Source organism: Flagellimonas amphidinii, from assembly GCF_013090115.1.
In the GTDB taxonomy this organism is placed as follows: domain Bacteria; phylum Bacteroidota; class Bacteroidia; order Flavobacteriales; family Flavobacteriaceae; genus Flagellimonas; species Flagellimonas amphidinii.
Genome location: NZ_JABFNN010000021.1, coordinates 159,439 through 183,371, shown reverse-complemented (window position 1 = coordinate 183,371; position 23,933 = coordinate 159,439). Strand labels below are relative to the sequence as shown.

Annotated in this window: 13 protein-coding genes; 11 read left to right on the top strand and 2 right to left on the bottom strand. The window is 38.6% G+C overall.

All coding sequences use genetic code 11. The annotated features are described in order from the left end of the window. Nucleotides 1-46: 46 nt before the first annotated feature. On the bottom strand, nucleotides 47-649 hold the full coding sequence (locus HJC33_RS02050; RefSeq protein ID WP_171657119.1) for an RNA polymerase sigma factor: 603 nt from the start codon (nucleotides 647-649) through the stop codon (nucleotides 47-49). A gap of 98 nt (nucleotides 650-747) precedes the next feature. Between HJC33_RS02050 and HJC33_RS02045 the strand changes: the two genes are divergently transcribed. The 8 genes from HJC33_RS02045 to HJC33_RS02010 all read left to right on the top strand — a co-directional run bounded on the left by HJC33_RS02045 (nucleotide 748) and on the right by HJC33_RS02010 (nucleotide 19,408). After that, nucleotides 748-1,908, top strand: coding sequence for a FecR family protein (locus HJC33_RS02045; RefSeq protein ID WP_171657118.1), 1,161 nt, complete (start codon nucleotides 748-750; stop codon nucleotides 1,906-1,908). Nucleotides 1,909-2,075: 167 nt separating this feature from the next. Continuing rightward, on the top strand, nucleotides 2,076-5,471 hold the full coding sequence (locus HJC33_RS02040; RefSeq protein ID WP_171657117.1) for a TonB-dependent receptor: 3,396 nt from the start codon (nucleotides 2,076-2,078) through the stop codon (nucleotides 5,469-5,471). Between the two features lie 18 nt (nucleotides 5,472-5,489). Next, entirely contained in the window at nucleotides 5,490-6,935 is a 1,446-nt protein-coding gene (locus HJC33_RS02035) for a RagB/SusD family nutrient uptake outer membrane protein (RefSeq protein WP_171657116.1), read from the top strand. 124 nt (nucleotides 6,936-7,059) lie between these two features. Continuing rightward, on the top strand, nucleotides 7,060-7,545 hold the full coding sequence (locus HJC33_RS02030; RefSeq protein ID WP_171657115.1) for a hypothetical protein: 486 nt from the start codon (nucleotides 7,060-7,062) through the stop codon (nucleotides 7,543-7,545). Nucleotides 7,546-7,560: 15 nt separating this feature from the next. Beyond that, entirely contained in the window at nucleotides 7,561-10,977 is a 3,417-nt protein-coding gene (locus HJC33_RS02025) for a VCBS repeat-containing protein (protein ID WP_171657114.1), read from the top strand. A gap of 369 nt (nucleotides 10,978-11,346) precedes the next feature. After that, nucleotides 11,347-14,370 carry a SusC/RagA family TonB-linked outer membrane protein gene (locus HJC33_RS02020; RefSeq protein WP_246245462.1) on the top strand — a complete coding sequence of 1,008 codons (3,024 nt, stop codon included), beginning with the start codon at nucleotides 11,347-11,349 and terminating at the stop codon, nucleotides 14,368-14,370. A 12-nt stretch (nucleotides 14,371-14,382) separates the two neighbouring features. After that, nucleotides 14,383-15,990 carry a RagB/SusD family nutrient uptake outer membrane protein gene (locus tag HJC33_RS02015; RefSeq protein ID WP_171657112.1) on the top strand — a complete coding sequence of 536 codons (1,608 nt, stop codon included), beginning with the start codon at nucleotides 14,383-14,385 and terminating at the stop codon, nucleotides 15,988-15,990. Nucleotides 15,991-16,111: 121 nt separating this feature from the next. Further along, a complete protein-coding gene (locus HJC33_RS02010; RefSeq protein ID WP_171657111.1) occupies nucleotides 16,112-19,408 on the top strand; it encodes a VCBS repeat-containing protein in 3,297 nt (1,098 codons plus the stop codon). 112 nt (nucleotides 19,409-19,520) lie between these two features. Here the strand turns inward: HJC33_RS02010 and HJC33_RS02005 are convergent, their stop codons facing one another. Continuing rightward, the gene (locus HJC33_RS02005; protein ID WP_171657110.1) at nucleotides 19,521-20,363 is read right to left on the bottom strand and encodes an AraC family transcriptional regulator; all 843 of its coding nucleotides are present in this window, start codon (nucleotides 20,361-20,363) and stop codon (nucleotides 19,521-19,523) included. Between the two features lie 133 nt (nucleotides 20,364-20,496). Here HJC33_RS02005 and HJC33_RS02000 point away from each other — a divergent pair, with 133 nt between their 5' ends. The 3 genes from HJC33_RS02000 (at nucleotide 20,497) to HJC33_RS01990 (ending at nucleotide 23,893) form a co-directional block, all read left to right on the top strand. Continuing rightward, nucleotides 20,497-21,447, top strand: a complete 951-nt coding sequence (locus HJC33_RS02000; RefSeq protein WP_171657109.1) for a dihydrodipicolinate synthase family protein — start codon at nucleotides 20,497-20,499, stop codon at nucleotides 21,445-21,447. A gap of 26 nt (nucleotides 21,448-21,473) precedes the next feature. Then, nucleotides 21,474-22,997: an aldehyde dehydrogenase (NADP(+)) gene (locus HJC33_RS01995; protein ID WP_171657108.1), complete on the top strand. Its 1,524-nt coding sequence runs from the start codon at nucleotides 21,474-21,476 to the stop codon at nucleotides 22,995-22,997. Nucleotides 22,998-23,215: 218 nt separating this feature from the next. Beyond that, complete coding sequence (locus HJC33_RS01990; protein ID WP_171657107.1) at nucleotides 23,216-23,893, top strand: prolyl oligopeptidase family serine peptidase; 678 nt, start codon at nucleotides 23,216-23,218, stop codon at nucleotides 23,891-23,893. Nucleotides 23,894-23,933 lie beyond the last annotated feature (40 nt).

Genomic DNA, 23,933 nt, shown 5'->3' with positions numbered 1-23,933 from the left:
TTTAAAGAGCGCATGTTCTTAACGCTGCAGGTTGTATTTTCCAGATTTATTGAATTTCATAGTTGCTTTGACCAAAAACTAGAAACATGACCATTTCAAATTTGTCTTTCAGCTGTTTTCTCAGAATAGAGTAGGCCTTGGTGATTTGATTTTCAACAGTTTTAACAGAAATATTCAAATGTTCAGCTATTTCCATATTGGTGAGGCCTTCACTCTTACTTAAATTAAATATTTGTTGACATCTGGCTGGCAGTTTGGCGATTTCTTTTGTGACCAATGCCACCAATGTTGCCATTTCCTCCTTATCGGTTTTTTCAACAACATTGTTGAGGGATTCAATGTATTTGCGTTGCAATAATAGTGTAGATTGATTTTTTTGGTAGGTATTTACGAACTCATTGTATACCAATTTGTACAGAAATCCTTGGATTGAAAATCGTGCGTCCAGTTTTTGTCGAAATTGCCATGTCTTTAAAAAAACAGTTTGAACAATATCCTGTGCCATTGAAAAATCATTGATAAGACCCAATGCATATGCATGTAATTTAGAATGGTATTCGTCCAGTAAAAACATATATGCCTTTTCATCTCCGTTTTTTAATGCGGAAATCAAAATTTTGTTATCCTGGAACTTTTTATCAAGATTCATGAATACAAGTTAAAAAAAATGTGATGGTTAAAAAAAAACTTGAAAATTTTATAGGGGTGTCAAAAATTTGCTTGGTATTTAAATAAGATAAAAGGAATATGGTGTCCCCCGAAATTGAGAAATGTCTAGTAAATTTTGTCAATAAATCTGCTAATGTAGAGGAATTGAGGGTTTTGGAAGTTTGGATTAAAGACCTAAAAAACCATTCCGTTTTTGAGGAGTATGTAAAGACACATTTCATTGTTACACTGGCCAATAGCAACCCGGATTCCAGCGCTATTCGATTTAGTTTATTAGAAGAAATACGCAAAGAAAAACGAAAAAGAAGGATACTTTCCACCAATTTTTTTCTTAAATATGCCGCTATCCTCTTATTTATGGTTGGGGCTGGATATTTTATCAATAATGAATTTGGCCAAAACGATTCAGACCAACAACTTATAGTCCCAAAAGAAGAGGTCATAACCTTACAATTGGAAGATGGCACCACAAGGGTAATTGAGGAAAATGGTTCAGTACAAGTAAAGGATCGGAGAGGTAATATTCTTGGGAAACAACAAGGTTCTAAACTTGTTTATGATACAGCTCCAGCAACATACGAACTAGTATACAATACACTGACAGTTCCATATGGTAAACGTTTTGATGTTGTCCTTTCTGATGGAACCCATGTCTTCTTGAATGCAGGTACGTCTCTAAAATTTCCTGTACAGTTTATTCCTGGTCAAAATAGGGAGGTATTCTTGAATGGAGAAGCATTCTTTGATGTTGTAAAGGATACCGAAAACCCCTTTTTAGTGAATGTTGACGAGTTGAGCGTACAAGTATTGGGTACAAAATTTAATGTGGCCAATTACACTGAGGACACGTTCACCGATGTTGTACTTGTAGAAGGGTCTGTAGACCTTGACCCTGGTGACAATGGGACTGTTGAAAATGTGATTTTAAAACCCGGCGCAAAAGGATCATTCAACAAAGTTGAAAAGACTATTTCTACGAAAAAAGTAAATACCTCAATATATACGGCTTGGGTGGAAGGTGATGTTGTGTTTAGAAACGCCCGTTTTCAAAATATTGCCAAGCGGTTGGAACGTCTCTATAATGTGAGAATAATTAACAATAATAGGGAACTTGACAATGAGGTTTTCAATGCCAGTTTTGAGGTTGAAAACGAAAACATAAATGACATTTTACGATATTTTAACAAGGTGTATCAAATAGAATATAAAATTGCAAATGATACAATAATAATTAACTAACTAAAAAATCATCCTAGTATCAATGAAGTAAAAATCAAATAAAACCAAATTAATACTTAAAGTTCAACGGGGAAATTAGTTGAACAAAAAATCGGGAAATGCTGGCACATTCCCCGATATGTTAAGTGATCAAAAAAACGAGTAACCACTATTAAACATTCAAAATTATGAAAAAACCAATAAACTCATGGTTCCTTGGACCTTGGGAGTTTAAGCTAGACCTAAAAATGAAGCTTTCGTTTCTTTTTCTTTTCACTACGGTGTTCATGATAAGAGCCAATTCTTCATATTCCCAGAACGTGCGGGTCTCGCTTGATATTCAGAACGCTACTGTAGCTGAAGTGATTGATGAAATTGAAGCAACTACAGAATTTAAGTTTCTTTTTAATATTAAAGAGGTAAATCTTAATCGAAAAATTTCCCTCACTGTAAGAAAACAAAGAATCAATAGGGTTTTAGATAAACTTTTTTCCAGGACCCAAACTTCTTATGAAGTGGACAATAGGAAGATTTTACTCTTTCAGAAAAGAGATGAAAAATCTTGGGATATTATCAATAAGCCAGAAAAATTACAATACTCAGTAACTGGTAGTGTCTTGGACTCCAATGGAATTCCCTTGGCTGGCGCCAATATTTTAGAAAAAGGAACCACCAATGGTACGTTAACAGATTTTGATGGAAATTTTTCCATAGATGTGGCTGGCGAAAATGCTGTCCTGGTTATTTCTTATCTAGGATTTAGAACAATGGAAGTGCCTGTTGACGTACAAACTGCGATGTCGATTACTATGGCTGAGGATGCTGCTGGTCTAGATGAAGTTGTTGTTGTAGGTTATGGAACCCAAGAAAAGACCAAAGTAACGGGTTCTGTGGCGTCCGTAGGCGGTGAAGCTATTGAAAATGTTCCCGTTCCCGGAGCTTCTCAAGCCTTGCAAGGCCGTGCGGCTGGGGTAAATGTGGTGCGCAACGGTGGTGCACCAGGTCAAGCAGGACAGATTAGGGTGCGGGGTACAGGTACGGTGAACAATGCTTCACCTTTAGTTGTTATTGATGGTGTTCCCTCTGGAAGCATCGACGATATCAACCCCAATGATATTCAATCCATCGAAGTATTGAAAGATGCTTCTACTTCAGCTATTTACGGGCTTCGGGCCGCTAACGGGGTAGTGCTCGTGACCACCAAAAAAGGCCGTCGCAACCAAAAATTATCGGTTACCATAAATGGCTATGCCGGATTTTCCAATGCCATTAAAACGATCGATGTGTTGGAGGCTCCTGATTTGGTAACGTTAAAAAAAGAACGGTACACTAATGACGGTATAGAAGGAAATGCCATTTGGGACGATCCCTATTATGCCGTGCAGCGTACCAACTGGCAAGACGAATTGCTGGGTACGGGTTCCACCAATAACATTGATTTTACCATTACGGGAGGTTCTGAAAAATCAGCCTATTCTATTTCAGGAGGGTATTTTAAAGAGGACGGGATGATAAAAAATTCTTTCTATAAGAGAATTAATTTTAGAATAAATTCCGATCATAAATTGACTAAATGGCTGACTTTTGGTGAGAATATGCAGTTGACCCGTCAAAGCGGCAATTTTTTGAATACCAATTCTGCCCAAAGTGGTTACTTATGGAGTGCCATTCGTTTCAATCCTGCGCTTCCGGTAAGAAATGAAGATGGCTCCTACAGTTCTACACAGGTCAGTACGGAATTTGGGGATATCAATAACCCCGTTTATATGGTGGATATCACTGATCAGGAAGAAACCCGAAACCGTTTGTTGGGCAATATCTACACCGAATTTAACCTTATGGAAGGATTGAAGTTCAGGGCCAATTTTGCGGTGGATGCCACCTTAAAGGATTGGGATGAGTATTCACCCCAGATTACCGATCAAACACGGCAAAATGATATTGCCGATTTGTATCGTAGGTATGAGGAACAATATTCCTTGCTCAACGAATATTATTTGACCTATCAAAAGGTCGTTGCCGATGCCCATAATGTGAAATTTGTGGGAGGGTATACCACTCAGGCATTTGAGACGGATTGGTTTTCTGCGGAAATCGATGGTTTTTCCAATGAAGACCCTACACAACGCGTACCTGAATCGGGTGAAACCTTGGATGATATTAGCGGAAATAAGGAAAAAATTCGCTTGGCCTCTTATTTTGGTCGATTGAACTATGACTATAAGGGCAAATACCTATTCTCGGCCGTATTCAGAAGGGATGGTACATCCCGTTTTGCAGAGGACAACCGTTGGGGCAACTTTCCTGCTTTTTCTGCGGGTTGGCGAGTTTCTGAAGAAGACTGGTTCAAAAGCAATACCATCGATAATATAAAACTAAGCGGTAGTTGGGGACGTTTGGGCAATCAAAATGTAGACCCCTTCCAATATTTGGCGTTGATCAATGCCAGTAGAAGGTATTCCTTTGGAGGTGAACAGATTACTGGAGCAAGTCTTTCAAGGATACCGAATGTCAACATAGGCTGGGAAATTGCCGAATTGACTGATTTTGGGGTGGAATTCGATTTGTTTGACTACAAGTTAAACGGTAAGGTTGGCTATTTCATTAAGGAAACCGAAGATATGCTATTGGCCCCTGCATCCTTGAGTTCATTGGGGCGTGCTGACATTCCCGACCAAAATGTAGGTTCGTTGCGAAACAAAGGACTAGAAATTGAACTTAGCTACAATGGTACTTTTGGAGATGATCTGTCCTTCAGTATTGCTGCCAATGCCTCATTCATCGACAATGAAATACTCGATTTAGGGGAGAATGAATTTTTACAGAGTCAATTTTATGGAAGGCCTAATCAAGAGATTACCAGAACATTTGTTGGTCAACCCATTGGCACATTTTATGGATGGCGTACCGATGGTTTGTACCAAAATGCTTCGGAAGTTGCCAATGATCCCAATATTACCAATGATCCACGAAGAGCGGCAGGGTCTATACAGCCAGGGGATGTACGTTTTGTGGATATGACCGGCGATGGCATTATTGATGATCAGGATAGGGTTGTTATTGGCGATCCCAACCCAGACGTTACCTATGGTCTTAATCTTGGGTTGAACTACAAGAATTTTGATATTAACGCCTTTTTCTTGGGTGAGGCCGGTGTGGATATCTATAATGCCGACCGTATGCAGGGCTTGGATCCCACCTATCCCTTTAATATGTATGCAGAGGCCATCAACCGTTGGAATGGCGAAGGGACGAGTAATAGCATTCCCAGGATGACCACCAATAGAGACAACCTCAACCACCGGACCTCTGATCTTTTTGTGGAAAATGGAGGCTTCTTTAGGTTGAAGAACTTATCGATAGGGTATAACCTTCCTTCAGAAATTCTCAATCCTATAGGTATTGAAAAAATCAGGATTTATGTTACTGGTCAAAACGTGTTTACCATTACCGATTATTCTGGAATGGATCCTGAATTGGGATACATCAACCAGAATACATATGGAAATCTACAAAAGAATGTGGATTACGCCCAATACCCACAGGCGCGCACCTTTACCTTAGGAACCACCATTAAATTTTAATCAAAAAAAGCTATAAAGATGAAAAATAGTAAATATATCTTGATTGTGTCCTTGGTATTTGCAATGGCATGTTCAGAAGATTATTTAGATACTGAACCTTTTGGTCAGTCCACATCCGATCAATTTTGGAGAAATGCCGATGATGCCGTGGCTGCGGCCAACGCGCTCTATGAACCCTTGGACGATGAGGATTTTTACGGCCATAGTGAACAGACCTTTGAAATTGTCAGCGATGATTTTTGGAGGGCTGGTGACCACGGTGAAGACCAAGCCATTGAAGATTTAACGTTTGATGCTGCCAATTCGCAATTGCGATCAAGCTATAGCCGCAAATACGAGATTGTCAACCGTGCCCATGCCGTGTTGATCAACGTCCCTGATATTGAAATGGATCAGACCCTTAAAAATAGGGTTTTGGGTGAAGCCTATTTTATGCGGGGTTTTGCCAGATGGAGACAGCATGTTATTTATGGGGCCTTACCCATTGTAACCGAAGAGAACTACATCAATAATGAGTTCAACCAGCCTAAACCAACCGTGGCCGAGTTTCAAGCGGCCATTGAAGCCGATTGGTTGAAAGCCGTTGACCTATTGCCCGCCAGTTATTCAGGGGATGATATAGGGCGTCCAACCAGCGGTACGGTCAATGGTTTTTTGGCCAAGCTCTATTTGTATATGGATGACTTAAATGGTGCCATTACAGCAGGGGAGAAGGTTATTAATGGACCTTATGCCTTGGCAGGGGATTTTGCTGATAGCTTTGCCATAGCAACGGAGAACAATCCTGAAGTATTGTTTGCCGTACAATGTTTGGACAACTGGAACTCCCAGGATTATCGGATCTATACGACGCCAAGACCTTGGGGTGGGTGGGACTTTCACGAACCCATCCAAGATTTGGTGGACGAGTTTGAAACCGGCGACCCCCGTTTGGAAGCTACCGTGTTCAAATTGGGCGATATGGTTGATTTAGGAGGTGATGCAGGTGTGACCGAATATGTGGAAGGCTTGTCACAGACCAACTACCACTTCAGAAAATTTGCCTCATGGAGATCGAGTGGAGGTTTGGACGGAGGTCAGAATATTCCTATTCTTCGCTCTTCTGATATCTACTTGGTTGTGGCCGAAGCCAAAATCAGGAGAGATGGTGCTGGTGCAGGTGATGCTGAATTGAATGCAGTGCGTACACGTTCTTTGGGAGCTGGAGCTGCAATTTCTGGAGCAGGTATGACTGAATTGATCCATGAACGCCGTGTTGAGCTAGCAGGTGAAAATCAGCGTTTTGCCGATTTAAAAAGATGGGACAAAGCCGGAATCATTGATTTGGTACAACATTTTCAAATTGACCGAGGACAGTTTAAACCTGCTCGGACTTTTACGAAACCAAAGCATTATTATTTTGCTATTCCTCAGAGAGAAATTGATCTTTCAAATGGAGTTATAGAGCAAAATGACGGGTATTGAGTTAGTTTTGTATAATTAGTTAATTGAGCAATGGGGCAGCTTTTTTAGTTGTCCCTTGCTATTACATACCATATAATGTTCTTGTGGAAAGAATAAATAGTTTTCTTATTTTCAGTTTTAGGTCATGAAAACCAATATCAAAAAATCAGATTTAAGATTATGGGCTATAGCTATGCTGTGCTGTGCTGTCCTAACAAAATGTAATAAGAAAAATCTAAAACAAGACCATTTATTAGGTGCATGGAAAGTTGATTCCACATTTACGTACTACAACGGATTTTCATCCACAAAAACTAAAGAAGGTGGTGATTGGGGAATTTGCGTGTATAGCAAGGATAGTATAATGCGTGAATCCAAATACGGAACCTACCGTAGTTTTTATTATAGTTTTAGCGACACTGATAGCCTTTTTCTTTCCTCGACCAACAATGCAAAAGATACAGTTAGGCTACAAATTTTAGCGTTGGACAAAAAGCAATTGGTTCTTAAAATTCCCAAAAAGCCAATTTTTGAATCAGATGGGTTCCAAGAAAGATACGAAATACGTTACCACTCCCGTACAGATACCCCATCAGGTAAGTTAAGCGTATTAAGAGGGTACAAAGAATAATCAAAATATTAGAACATGGCCATTAAAGTAAAGCTATTGGTTCTATTCGGTCTAACACTGATTTTTTTTAGTTGCGATCGTAAGCAAGACAATAGTGAAAATGAACATGATATTGAAGAAAAGGCACGCTACAGTTTTCTTCCGGTTGAGAAGTCTGGACTTGATTTTATAAATCGAATCAATGAAAGCCCAAGTGTTAATGGAGTGGTCTATGAATACTTGTATAATGGCGGAGGCATTGCAGTTGGGGATTTTAATAATGATGGTTTGGCCGATCTGTATTTTACAGCGAATCTTTCTGATAATGCCCTTTACTTGAACCAGGGAGGATTGAAATTTCAACGGGTAACCGCACAGGCGCATGCTCAAGGTAAAAAAGGATTTTCAACTGGGGTTACAACGGTAGACATTAATTCAGATGGCCTTTTAGATATCTATATTTCCAAATCGGGTAAATATCCCAATCCTGAATCAAGACGGAACGAATTGTACATCAATACTGGTACTAATGCAGATGGCGTTCCGGTATTTGATGAACAAGCTTCTAAATATGGTTTGGATATTCCTGACCATTCCACACAAGCTACTTTTTTTGACTACGATAGAGATGGAGATTTAGATATGTTTCTGCTCAACCATAACACTGACCCCGGCGAAACAGAAGCAAACCTTGATGCTTTATTGGATGCTGAGTCGGGCTACAGCAATAACAAGCTATTTAGAAATGACAACAATCACTTCACCGATGTCTCAAAAGAAAGTGGTATTGTCAACAACGGTATTGGTTATGGCCTTGGGGTGTCCATTAGTGATATCAATAATGATAAGTGGCCCGATATAATTGTTGGAATGGATTATTCGGAGCGGGATCATATGTATTTAAATCTAGGGGATGGCACTTTTAAAGAAGTCATGAATGAAGCAACCAACCATATATCTAACTTTTCCATGGGCAATGATGTGGCTGATATCAATAATGATGGCCTCATGGATTTCATTACTGTTGATATGGTCTCCAATAACAACTACGATTTAAAGACCAATATGAGCGGTATGAACCCGAAACGCTTTTATAATTTGGTGGATAAAGGTCTACACCATCAATATATGTTCAATACGGTTCAGCTTAACCAAGGAAATATGCTGGGAAAAGGTTTGATTCCTGCATTTTCTGACATTGCACAATTCTCTGGTCTTGCTGCTACAAATTGGAGTTGGGCGCCGCTTTTTTTTGATATGGACAATGATGGTTGGCAAGATTTATTTGTCTCCAATGGAGTAGTGAGGTCCTTCAGAAACAACGACTTTATTTTGTACAAACGTCAAAGAGTGTCCAAACTCTATGACGATATGAAGAAATATGCCAATAGAGATTCCCTCATAGCCGACTATTATGATGACCTTTTAAAGAGGATGCCAGAGAAAAAGGAAGTCAATCTATTATATCTGAACAATTCAGATTTCACTTTCAAAGAGATGAGCAAAAAGTGGAATTTACATATGCCCTCAGTAACCAATGGTGCCGTTTATGTGGATTTGGACAATGATGGTGATTTGGATATTGTGGGAAACAATATTAATGAGCCTGCCACTATTTATCAGAATAATACCGTTGAATCATCAAAAGGAGGCAATTATCTAAAGATAAAGTTTAAAGGACCACAGGGAAATACTTTTGGAATAGGTTGTAAGGTTGAGGTTGAAGAAAATGACGTGAAACAGACCAAAGAGCTCTATGTTTCGAGAGGATTTCAATCTTCGGTGGGTAACACCCTTCATTTTGGAGTGGGAGAAGAGGATAGTATTTCTTCAATACGGGTACAATGGCCGGATGGAAAACAACAAATAATGTACGGAGTTGATGCTAATCAGACCTTGCTTGTTGATTATGTCAATGTAGTGCATGAAGAGAAAAATCACAATAAAGAACTTAATAAACCTATTTTTAAAAGTGCCGAAGAATTCGAGGATTTGTTTGTGCACAGGGAAAACGAATATGATGATTTTGAGAAAGAGATTCTTTTGCCTCACAGATATTCCAAAAATGGCCCTGCGTTGGCTGTTGGGGATGTAAATAATGATGGACTTGATGATTTTTTTGTTGGAGGAGCATTGGGACAAGCAGCCTCTCTCTTTTTGCAAGGAAGAGATGGGGATTTTAGGGAAACCAATGTAACCATCTGGGAAAAGGATAGGAATAAAGAAGATAGTGCAGCCGAATTATTTGATGCTGATAATGATGGCGATCTAGACCTTTATGTCGTTTCTGGTGGAAATGAGAAAGAAGCATCAAGCACTTATTACCAAGATCGTTTCTATGAAAATAAAGGGGAAGGCATATTTGTTAAGACTTCCAAAGTATTACCTAACATAACTACAAGTGGCGCTTGTGTAACTGCGGCCGATTATGACAATGACGGGGATATGGATTTGTTTGTAGGCGGAAAAACTGTACCAGGTAAATATCCCTTTTCTCCATCAAGCACAATACTAAGAAATGAAACTCAAAGCGGTAAAATTGGTTTTGTGAATGCTTCGGATGAAGTCGCTCCCTTTTTAAAGGAATTGGGCATGGTGTCAGATGCCCAATGGGCAGATATCGATAATGATAACGATTTAGATCTCATTGTTTCAGGAGAATGGATGCCCATTAAAGTCATTGAGAACAGAAATGGTCATTTTTTTGATAATACTGGGAAGACCATACTAAACAATTATGTAGGGTGGTGGTATAGTATTGTTTTGGCAGATTTTGACAATGACGGTGATCTTGATATAATGGCTGGGAATCTGGGTGAAAATTATAAATACAAAGCTTCTGATGAAGAGCCTTTTGAAATTTATGCCAACGATTTTGATAAAAATGGGACTTTGGATATTGTTTTGGGATATCATGAGGAAGGAAAAGTTTATCCACTACGCGGTAGACAATGCAGTTCTGATCAAATGCCCTTTATAAAGAAGAAATTTTCAACATATGATGAATTTGGTGCAGCAGACCTTGCTAAAGTATATGGAACTGAAAACTTGAACGCATCATTACATTATAAAGCCAATACCTTTTCCTCAGTCTATATTGAAAATCTCGGGGATTTTGAATTCAAGGTAAAAGAACTACCACCCACGGTTCAATTTTCATCTGTGAACAGCATTTTAGTGGATGATTACAATGGAGATGGGAACATGGATGCTATAATGGCGGGAAATCTATATGGCTCTGAGGTGGAAACTCCAAGAAACGATGCAAGCTACGGAATTGTTCTGTTGGGGAATGGTGATAATACTTTTAAAGCGTTATTTCCTTATGAAAGTGGTCTGTTTGTAAAAGGAGATGTAAAAAAGGCACAAAAAATGGCTCAAACGCCTTCGGGAGATAAATATGTAGTTTTTGCACGAAATGATGAGTCAATTCAATTTTTGAAATACAAATGATAAATAGACATAAGTTCTACTTCGTTAGGATTGTTTTTCAATAAGCTTACCATTTTTTAACTTAAAAAACACCTTAATAAAATGGATTCATATTGATGGATTGTTTTAGCATTCCTCATTATGATTTCTTCCTCTAGAATCCATTGTAATAGCAGATTATTGGTAGTAATTTTCTTGGAAATCGTCCTAATATTCCAATATTGGTTAATATAATACAAGAAGAGGATAACTTTCATCACTTTTTTTTTAAGCATAGCCATACATTTACAAGTGTAAATTTTACGCTTATTAATCTTTAATAAATTATAAAGGTTTGGGACAATGAGTTTTAAGTAAAAAAACCAACTAACTAAAAAGTAGATTATGAGAATGGCTAACTTATTAAAAAGAACATTTTTAGGAACCAATTTTGCAAAAAAGCAACTTTTGGTTTTTGCTTTTTGTTCGTTTTTCTTGCAGTTTGCCCTTGCGCAGCAAAGGGTAACAGGAACAATTACCGATCAGCAGGGAATTCCTGTTGTTGGAGCATCTGTTGTGGAGCAAAATACCAACAACGGTACGGTTTCAGATTTTGATGGGAACTATGAAATAACTGCGGCACCTGATGGTGTTTTGGTCTTTTCCTATTTAGGCTTTAAGACCAAAGAGATTTCGGTTGGCTCAACATCTGTCATCAATGTTGTGTTACAGGAAGATTTGGAACGGCTAGGTGAGGTCGTGGTTATTGGTTACGGTACCCAAAATAGAGAAGAGGTGACCACAGCAATTGCCACGGTTAAACCAGAAGATTTTAATCCAGGCTTCGTAAGAGATGCTGCTGACTTAATTAGGGGGAAAGTGGCTGGTTTGAGCATCAGTAATGGTTCTGGTGACCCCTCGGCTACTTCTTCTATTTCGTTAAGAGGTATATCTTCCCTTCAAGGAAATGCGGATCCATTGGTATTGATTAATGGATTGCCAGGTAATCTTAACAGTGTGGCCCCGGAAGATATTGAAAGTATTGATGTGTTGAAAGATGCATCGGCATCTGCGATTTACGGTACTAGAGGTGCTAATGGTGTGATTCTAATTACCACTAAATCGGGTAAAGGTAATATGGCTCCAACACTTACGTATTCGCATTATACATCCATGTCTTCTTTTGGGAGGACTGCCGATTTTTTGGATGCCAATGATGTTAGACTGCTGTTGGCAGAAGGAAAAACATTGCCAAATTTTGGGGACGATTTAGGGTATGCTACCGATTGGTTGGATGAAATCTCCAGAACGGCCGTAGCACACAACCACAATTTAAACTATAGTGGGGGTAATGAGACATCTACTTATGCTGTGAATGTGAACTATATCGATCAAGAAGGGGTATTTAAAAAATCATTCAATGAAGAATTTCGCATTAGTGCCGATGTAAACCATACCATGTTTAATGGCTTGCTAAAGGTAAACGCCAATATAGTGAATGGTATCCAAAACTTAGGAGCACTTGGTGATGGCTCTGCGTTTAACAATTTGATATACAGGCAAGCTCTAATTAGAAACCCTACGGATAGGGTAAGGAACGATGATGATTCCTTCGTTCAAAACACAAGTATTTTACAATATGTGAACCCTGTGGGGATGATTGAATTGACGGACGGCATTATTAAAAATAAATGGATGCGGTTGACAGGGAATGTGACTCTTACACCTCTTGAAGGATGGGAAAACAATATTATGGTGGCAACTAGGCAGAGCACTAACCTAAGGGGGTATGCCGAGAAAAAAGAATATCTAGGGTATAATGGAGAGCAAAGAAATGGTTTTGCTTCTCGCTCAACGGAACAAAATAAGACTGATTTAATGGAGATTACCTCAAAATACAGTAAGTATTTTGATAAGCACAATTTTTCTGTTTTAGGGGGGTATAGTTATCAGTATTTTGTAACAGAAGGATTTTGGGCCAATAATCAGGATTTCCCCACAGATGCTTTTACCTATAATAATTTAGGAGCAGGTCAGGGTATAGACAATGGTCTTGGAGGTATGAGTAGTTCGAAATCCGATAATACATTGATTGGTTTCTTTGGGAGGTTTACGTATGGTTTTGATGGAAGGTTTAACCTTTTGGCTAGTTTTAGACGTGAAGGTTCCTCAAAATTCGGTGAAAACAATAAATGGGGAAATTTCCCAGCTATCTCAGCTGGATGGACACTCAGCAATGAATCCTTTTTGGAGAATGTAGATTTTGTAAACAACCTTAAACTGCGCGTGGGGTATGGTGAAACCGGAGTGTTGCCCAATGATTCCTATAGGTCGTTGACTTTGTTGCAGTACTCAGGTACTTTTTATAACAATGGAGATTGGGTACAAGGTTTGGATGCCAATTATAATCCCAACCCTGATTTGCAATGGGAAGTGTCCAAGGAGGTCAATTTAGGACTTGATTTTGCCTTTGCCAATAACCGAATTAGTGGTAGTGTTGATTTGTATCGCAAAAAAACCGAAGGAATGTTGTGGGATTTTGGAGTTCCAGAACCTCCGAATTTAGCTAGTACTACTTTGGCAAATGTTGGAGAAATGGAAAACAAAGGTTTTGAGGTATTATTGAATGTAGCCCCTATACAAACAGGTGATTTTTCATGGGATACGAACATAACGGTGTCGCATAACAAAAATGAATTGTTAAGCCTTTCCAATGATTTATATGAGATTGACGGAAATTTCATTCCCGGTTTTACTTTGAGTGAACCCGTATCTCAAGTCACCCATAGGAATGAAGTAGGACAGCCTATTGGTAATTTTTGGGGTCTAAAATCAGTAGGTATTGATGATGATGGTTTATGGGTTATAGAGTTGCCTGATGGGAGTCAAGTGCCTTGGAGTACAGAATTGGATACTGATGATAATAAACAAATTTTAGGTAATGGTTTTCCTAGTTATATTGCTGGTATAACTAATACCTTCCGCTATAAAAACTTTGACTTGAGCTTTTTGCTTAGGGGTGCTTTCGATTTTCAGATTATCAATGCGCAACGTGTTTTTTATGAAAACCCTAATGTCACTTATAATGTGCTGGATTCTGCTTACGATCCAATCTATGGAAAGGATGTGGCCTTGGCCACACCACAAACATTTGTGAGTTACTATGTTGAGGATGGAGATTATGTGAAATTGGACAACGTTACTTTGGGGTATAATTTTAATGTAGATAAATTGAAATTTCTTCAATCATTACGGGTATACGCTACCGGTAATAATTTGGCCATTTTCACCAACTATTCGGGTATAGATCCAGAAATTATTAGAACTACAGAACTTGTTAATGGTGCTAGTGGGGCATTAACCCAAGGCACGGATAGCAGAGATAAATATCCTACGGTAAGAACGTTTACCCTAGGGCTTAATGTAAATTTTTAAAATTGCTTTGATATGAAAGATGTTAAAATAAAAATGGTTGTTGTAGCCCTAGGTCTGTTCATCATGGGCTGTACAGATTTAAGTGAAACCGTATACAGCGATATCATCGCTGAGGAAACTGAATTTACTGAAGATGATTTGGATTTGATTATTGCCACGCCTTATTCAAATATGAGGAACATCTATTGGTGGTGGGACGGACTTTTTGATATCTATGAGGAATCTTCCGATTTGATTGTGACCCCCAATCGAATAGGTATAGGATGGGGAGGGTATTACCTTACAATGCACAAGCATACATGGAATCCTGATGTAAGTCATGTAGAGGCTTTATGGGATAGGGCATATGGGGCAATAACCAATGCTAATAAAGCTATTCTGCAGTTGGAACAATTACCAGATGCTGAAGGCGTGGAAAATTATATTGCAGAAATGAGAGCATTAAGGGCCATCTGTTACTATCTGTTGTACGATAACTATAGAAATATCCCTGTAGTAACAACATTTGATGTGCCAGATGGTTTTATACCAGAACAATCTTCAAGTCAAGAAACATATGATTTTATTATTGCAGAACTGAACGAGGTAATGCCACTGCTTAGTTCAGAGAAAGGCAATGTAGGTGCAACCTATGGAAGAGTAACGACTTGGGCAGCAAAAATGACTTTGGCCAAAATGTACCTTAATTCGGAAGTATATGTTGGTACTGAGCGTTGGACGGAAGCCTTGGAGCAGGTAAATGACATTATTGATAATGGAGGTTTTGAATTAACTGAAGATTTTTCCAATGTTTTTGCCATAGAGAATGAAAACCTTTCAGAAACTATTTATGCCATTCCTTTTGATAATGTAAATGCAGGGGGGTCATATTTGGCATATAAGACCCTTTTGAATATTAGTAGTCAAACCTTTGACCTTTCAGGTTCTCCGTGGGGGGGGAGTGCCGCTATACCTCAGTTTATAGATACTTATGATGAGGATGACCAAAGACTTACAGATACTTGGTTGGGTGGCCCTCAATATACAAGTTCAGGTGCCCCTTTACTTGTTGATCCAAGTGACCCCGATTCGCAATTGGTATATAAAAACTATTTTAAAAATGTAGATGAAGCTGAAAATAATGACGGCTATCGCTTTGTACGTTATGAAATAGGAGCTGGTAATATAGGAACAACGTCTAATGATGTCCCCTTCTATAGATTGACAGATGCATTAATGATTAAGGCAGAGTGTCTGTTGAGAACAGGAAGGGCAGATGAAGCTGCTACTATCGTTACACAAATACGCCAAAGGGCATTTAAGGACACCAATCCGAGCAAGGCTGTTGTTACAGGAGCTGAATTGATGCAAGGCAGTAATTATCAGTACGGCATCCAAGAGGATGGGGTAATTACTAATCTAGAAGGTGGAGATGATATTGAATACGGCCGTTTCTTAGACGAATTAGCATGGGAATTTGTTGGGGAACACCATAGGAGACAAGATTTGATTCGATTTGGTGTGTATACCACTAAATCTTGGCTGTCGCATACTCCTAATGGAGATTATAGGGCAGTGTTCCCAATACCTCAGAGTCAATTGGACAAAAACCCTAATCTAGCGCAAAACCCTGGTTATTAGATTTTTATTTGAGTTAGTTTAAGTTTAGTTAAAAAGTCAAAGAAGCGATAACCTCGACATTCTTTGGCTTTTTTAATTTTTATATAAATTAGGCTATGGGATATTCTGAAATTGAGTTTTGATGGATAAAAGGAAGTTTTTATTTTTTGGTTTATGTTTGGCCCTGCTTTTTGCATGTTCAAATGATGAGGAGCTTATTGATAATAAAGTTTTTGAAGCAATGCCTTCCTCCGTAACGGGAATTGAATTTTCCAATGACCTTACTGAAAGTCATGCCCTGAATTATTTTACCTATTCTTACCTCTATATGGGTGGCGGTGTGGCTGCTGGGGATATCAACAATGATGGACTTATTGATATTTATTTCACTGGAAACCAGGTTTCCAATAAGCTATATCTCAATAAAGGAAACCTTCAATTTGAGGACGTAACCAGGAAAGCAGGTGTTGGTGGTGATGGAAGATGGTATACGGGTGTCACCATGGCTGATGTAAACAGCGATGGTCTTTTGGATATTTATTGTTCTGTAAGTGGTAAATTTTTGCCAAGGGACAACCAACTTTTCATAAATAACGGTGATGGCACTTTTTCTGAAAAAGCTTCCGAATATGGAATTGCAGATAAAGGAAGCACTATTCAGTCTACTTATTTTGATTATGATAAAGATGGAGATTTAGATTTGTATGTAGGTAATTACCCTCCTGCCCGCTTTAATTCGCCAAATGTTTACTATTTGCACAAAATGAAGAATCACACCTATAATGAAGTGGATCATCTATATCGTAACGATGGAGGGAAGTTTACGGATGTTTCAGTTGAATCTGGAATAGCGCAATACGGACTTACCCTAGGTACTACGGTCGGAGATTTAAACAATGATGGGTGGCCAGATATTTATATTTCCAATGACTTCAGCACACCGGACTATCTCTACTTGAACAATGGAGATGGAACATTTAAAAATGTGCTGAGAGAGAGCACTTTCCATACTGCTTTTTATGGTATGGGTGTAGATATAGCCGATATTAACAATGACGGTTACCTTGATATCTACCAACCAGATATGGATTCACACATTAATAGAAGGCAAAAAGCCAATATGGTAAGTATGGACCCAGAGCTGTTTTGGAGTACAGTACAATCAGGGTTCCATTATCAGTACATGCATAATTGCCTACAAATCAATGCAGGTTATTTAGAAGACAACATCCCACATTTTAGCAATATTGCTAGAATGGCTGGAGTTTCTTCAACAGATTGGACTTGGGGAGGCGTTTTTGCTGATTTTGATAATGATGGTAATAAAGACCTTTTTGTATCCAATGGTACAAGAAGAGAGGTGAGCAACCATGATTATTTTTCAGATTTAAAAAGCGTTAGGCGTGATGAGTTTTTAGGGCTCTCAGTTAATATGCCTTCGGAGCGAATTGATAATTTCATGTTCAGAAACAATGGTAATATGATCTTTGAAAAGATGAATGACGAATGGGATATCAAATTTGAAGGTTTTTCAACCGGAGCCATTTATGCTGATTTGGACAATGACGGGGATTTAGAAATCATCACCAACAATTTGGATGACAAGGCGTCTATTTTTAGAAATAAAAGTGTGGTCATCAATAATTATTTAACCGTTCAGTTTGAGGGAGAAAAGAACAACAAATTTGGATTGGGCAATAAGGTTTATCTAAAATCTGATGGCCAGACCCAGTTTCAAGAAATGACCCTTTCTAGGGGTTTTCAATCGTCAGTGGCACCAGAGTTGCATTTTGGATTGGGTGAATCTGAAAGTATAGATGAATTAAAGGTGGTTTGGTGGAATGGTAAGGAACAGGTGCTGAAGAATATTAAAGCCAATCAAAAGCTGGTCATCCATGCAACAGATGCAAAAGCAGCTACTAAAACTGAAAAGTCAGCATCTTCCAAAATGTTCATTTCTGACCAACAAGGTCCATTTCCGAATTTTAAACATCAAGAGAACTATAACGACGACTTTCTAACCCAGGTTCTGCTGCCCCATAAGATGTCAACCTTTGGCCCAGCATTAGCGGTTGGCGATTTAAATGAAGATGGAATGGATGATTATTTTGTAGGTGGCTCATCAGGACATACTGCGACCATTTTTTTTCAGGAAGGAAAGGGATTTAAGGAGCAAAATATATCCGTTTTCGAAAAAGATAAAGTCTCAGAAGATATAGGTGCTGTCATTTTTGATGCGGACATGGATGGTGATAATGATTTATATGTTGTAAGCGGCGGATATGAGTTTTCACCAACTTCCAAACTGCTTCAGGATAGGTTGTACATCAACCAAGGAAAAGGAACTTTTGTTAAAGCAACCAGCCATGTATTGCCGAATATGTTGACAAGTGGTTCTAAAGTTTATGCTGAAGATTTTAACAAAGATGGTAAGCAAGACCTATTGGTGTTGGGAAGACAGATTCCAGGGAATTATCCGAACTCAGCCAATAGTTATCTGCTTAAAAACGTCGGAGAAAAAGGAAAACCAAAGTTTAAATATTATTCCGAGAATGCAATCCACCTATTGGAAAACTTGGGAATGGCAACCAGTGCATCGATTACAGATTTTGATGGTGATGGTTGGAAGGATATCATTGTAGCAGGGGAGTGGATGCCTATTAGAGTATTTAAAAATAATCAAGGTGACTTTGTTGAGGTTTCAGAAAGTATGGGATTGACCGAAGATACCAGAGGTTGGTGGTGGAGTATACAGCAAGGGGATTTTGACAATGATGGAGATATGGATTATGTGTTGGGCAACAATGGTCTCAACTATAAATACAAGGCCAAGGAAGATGAGACCTTTGATATTTATTTCAACGATTTTGATGAAAACGGAAAAGGGGATATTGTTTTAGGTTATTATAACCAAGGTGAGCAATACCCTGTGAGGGGAAGGGAGTGCTCGTCCCAACAAATACCAGGAATTAAAGACAAGTTCAAAAACTATGAAAGTTTTTCCACGGCCACCCTTCAGGAAGTATACGGACAGGACCAATTGGAAAAATCAATGCACTACAAGATAAAATCCTTTGCTAGCATATATCTGGAAAATAAGGATGGAAGATTTGTAAGTCATGAATTGCCTATTGAAGCACAAATGTCCAGTATAAACCAATTTTTGGTGCAAGATTATAACAAGGATGGGAATCTAGACCTTCTGATTGCTGGAAATTTACATGCCTCAGAGGTGGAAACGCCTCGAAATGACGCAGGTTATGGATTGTTTCTTAAAGGTGATGGGCTGGGAGGTTTTGTCTCGATTCCTGCTTATGAAAGTGGCTTCTTTGCATCAGGGGATGTTAAGGATATGGCAACTATTGAAGTGGGGGAGGAATCTTATGTTGTAGTGGCAAAAAACAATGATTATTTACAGTACATAAAGGTCACTGACTAAAACGAATAAATGAAAATATTTTATTTGTTCCTAGGGCAATAGAACAGTTCATCAATCATAAGGTTTTTATCAAAAAAATAATTGGTGTAATTTACTATTGATACTTTGTTGATTAAAATTGTGAGCGATATTGCGTTGGAGAGCACCCTTTTAACTCCTTGAATTTTCGATTGAAGTTTGCAATATTATTGAATCCACATTGATCCGAAACCATGGAAATGGAAAGTTCAGGCTTATTTACAATTAGTTTACAGGCACTTTCTATTCGTATTTCAATCAAAAATTGAAAGAAAGTCTTATTGGTACGTTTTTTAAAATACCTGCAGAAGGCATTTCTGCTCATATTGGCAATATCAGCAACCTCTTCTAAACTTATGGGTTCGTTGTATTTTTCCATCGCATATTTGTAGACATCGTTCATGCGTTTTCCCTCGTCATCAGAATAGGTTTTTCTATACACAAAGGAAGAAAGTGCTTCGGTTTTGGATTTAGAGATAAGACTCATGATCATGAGCAGAGTGGCTATCTGCTCCACTTTGTTCTGCGCAGGTAGTTTATTGAATTCTTCTATGATTGCCTCTCTATTGGAGAGTATTCTCATGCCATATTCAGATTTTTTGAAAAATTCTCTGGTAAGGGTAAGGTCAGTAATGTGAAAAAAATCTTTGCCAAAAGAGTTAATGTCAAAAAAGAGCGTATACATTTCAGAAATAGGAAATGCATTCACATCACTTTTAAAGGCATGGGGAATGTAACCACCAATCACTAAAATATCACCAGACTTGTATTCGTTTATGGAATCACCTACAATTAAAGATCCTTCGCCCTTTAAAATGTAGCTTATTTGAATTTCAGCATGTTGATGGAGCTGATCATAAAAAGCCTTTTCCATATCTACTTGGTAGACTAAGGCTTCATTCTTAGGTTTTGGAATTTTAAACGGGAGAACCTTCAATGCTTTTTTCTTATAAATTAATAAAAAAAACAGCTAAAATCTCCTTTATATGGTAATAAAGTATAATAACACGCTAATAATTAGATAATGGGAAGTCTATATGACATTTATTTTTGTTTAAAATTTATATAATATGATAAAATGGGAAGTCGTTATGCCAGCCGTTTTCACATGGCTAAAAGAGTCGGAATCCGGCGCTCTTGAAATTGACTTTGATATAACACAAAAACTAGCCGCATCTGTTTTAAATGCTCAGGGTAAGGGTGGAAGCAGAATGGGCGGACTTGTCGCTTCTGGTACTCTGGGTGAGAATAGATACCTGAGTAACGAACAACGTATCTCTTTACTAAAATCCCTTTCTGGGGTTGCTAAGGAATATAATGTACCATTAATCAGTGGAGCTGCAGCAGAAACTAAGGAAGAGCTTGCCAAAATCATTGAAGGACTAGCAAAGGTTGGAGTTGATACAGTCATGGTCATGCCACCAAAAACGAAGGAGGTGCCTTCAGATGAAGGAATGTATGCGTACTATGAGCTTGCTGCAGCCACCGCAAAAGAGGCAGGCGTAACAATTATGCCTTATAACAACCCTGATGCAGCCGGATATCATGCGCTCTCAACAGATCTACTTATAAGACTTGCTGCTCTACCTGAAGTAACTGCCCTTAAAATATCGACTACAGATGTTTCAACTATTGAAACGCTGATGATAGAGAACAAAGATTTAAAAGTTTTAGCAGGTGTTGACAGTGTCACTGTACATGCAGGACTTGCTGGAGCATGTGGCGGGATTACAGGTGTAGGTACTATCTTCCCAAAAGCTAGTATTACTATGCAGGAGTATGTTTTAAAAGGGGAATGGGCTGAGGCAAACAAAATTTCCCAGGCTATGAATTCTATAGCATACCTTGATGCTCAACCACTGCTTATGGAATACCTTAAGTTTGCTATGGGCATTCATCATAATGATACAGATGGAGGGCTACGTACTTATGGTAAAAAATTAACGCAGGAGCAAATTGTTGATGTTCGAGCAAGATATGTACTAGCAAAAGAAAGGCTTGAAGTTTTGGACTTAATATAGCTTACTACGAAAACATATAAAAGACAATGATAACTGGAAAGAACTTTATTGGAGAAACAGCTAGTGCAAAGGGTGATGTTGTTTTTAAAACAATAAACCCAAAGCTGAATATAGAAAACCCAATATCTTTTTTTGAGGCCACAAATGATGAAGTGGAGGAAGCCGCAGAGTTGGCTTGGGAGGCTTTTAAGAAGTTTAGACGAGTTTCTGGAACGCAAAGAGCGGCATTCTTAAATGCCATTGCCGATGGTATTATGGAACTGAACCAAGAGCTGGTGGAGATGTATATGTCAGAATCTGGACTCCCAGAAGGCAGAGCTAAAGGAGAAAGGGGAAGAACCGTCTTTCAATTAAGGTCTTTTGCTGAGCTAATTTCCAATGAAGATTGGAGAGGCAATACAATTGATGAAGCTGACCTTAAAAGAGAGCCATTCCCCAAATTTGACCATAGAAAAACTGTAATTCCTTTAGGCCCAATCGCTGTTTTTGGGGCAAGTAACTTTCCTTTGGCTTATTCCACTGCTGGAGGCGATACTGCAAGTGCGTTGGCCGCTGGTTGTCCAGTTATATTAAAATCACATCCAATGCATGCCGGTACTTCAGAATTGGTGGCTTCAGCTATCATTAAAGCAGCCAAAGCAACTGGTATGCCCAACGGAGTTTTTTCAAGTGTTAATGGAGGGGTTGAGCCCGGAATTACCTTGGTGAAACACCCCAAAGTAAAAGGCGTAGGTTTTACTGGAAGTATAAGAGGAGGGCGTGCCCTTTTTGATTTGGCTGCCCAGCGAAAGGAACCTATTCCGGTTTTTGCCGAGATGGGAAGCATAAACCCAGTCGTAATTACCCCTGATGCTATTTCAAAAAGAGCAAGTGAAATTGCAGATACGTATGCTGCATCTATTACTTTGGGGACCGGTCAATTTTGTACCAATCCAGGACTTTTGTTGACGATTGATAGTGAAGGAACTCAATCTTTCATAGATGATTTGGGAATTAAAACTACTGCCATCACATCGCAATGTATGCTTCACCCCAATATTAAAAAGGGATTTGATACAAATGGTGCCAATATTATTGCGCAACAAGGGGTTGAAAGTGTTGCTAGGATTACAACGGAGGTTGAGGACAATTATGCCGCATCCCAGGTTGCAACTATTTCAGGAGAAGATTTTTTGATGAATCCTGAAACGCATCAAGAGGTTTTTGGACCTTTTTCCTTGGTAGTGCGTTGTAAGGACGAAGCAGAACTTGTTGCGGTTATCGAAGGCCTTGAAGGTCAGTTGACAGGAACTTTGATTGCAGAGGAGAACGATAGTCTCAATTTGGATGAAATCATGGATGCCCTTGTCAATAGGGTGGGTAGAATTATCTACAATGGTGTGCCTACAGGGGTAGAGGTTTGTGCCTCTATGCAACACGGAGGACCTTATCCTGCATCTACGGATTCCAGATTTACAGCAGTAGGTACACATGCTATTAAAAGATGGGTAAGACCAGTATGTTATCAATCTTTTCCAGAGGCTTTATTGCCTAACTCCCTTAAAGATTAGTTTTATTAGGTTATACAAAACTTGGGTATTGTTGCTGATGATTCACAACAGTACCCATTTTTTTGTATTTGGTTAATAATCGCACCTTTTTGGCGGTTTTTCCTGTGTTAATGTTAATATATTATCAGTATTGGTTAATATGAACCGAGGTGGGCTGAGGTATAATCAATAGCTTTAATGATATTCTAATGATGGATTTTTTTTTCAAAAAAATAAGTGTGTTTTTTATACTTATAAATTCGTTTGCCGCTTTTGGGCAAGGAATTTTAAAAGAGTATAAACAGGCTATTGCCATAGATTCCCTATTTAAGGATAAGTTCATTTATGATACAGTAAAACTATCCTATAGACCAGCAAGCAACGTTCTAAAGATTGTTGAAAAAATTGAAACAAAAAAGCGCAGAGATTGGGGATATTGGGGAAACATATTTGATGAAACCACTAATCCCCCGGTGGTTTCCCCAGATTCCTTATCGACCGCTTATATTAAAAACACCAATATATATATCAAGAACAATTCCACCCAAGAAGAAAGCCAACTATGCTACGCCGGATTCCCAGGATTTTTCTACTCGTCATATTTAAAATGGTCACCGGACGGAGAAAAAATAATTGCCTATAAAGTAAGGCCAAGTGATAATCGCAAGATTTATTTTGTGGAATCCAGTCCTTCGGAACAGTTTCAACCCACATTACGATTTAGGGATTATTTAAAACCAGTGAATCTTATGCTTATTTTAGGAGAGGTTGATGAAAATGTCGATCCAGCTTCCACATTGCAATTTGCGAATGCATTGATAAAGGCCGACAAAAACTTTGAATTGGTCACCATTCCAGGAATGGGACATTCTTCTGGAGGTGAATATGGTGAACGTAAGTGCAAGGATTTTTTGTGAAACACCTATTAAAAGTTGATCCACTCTCTTGGGAGGAGAT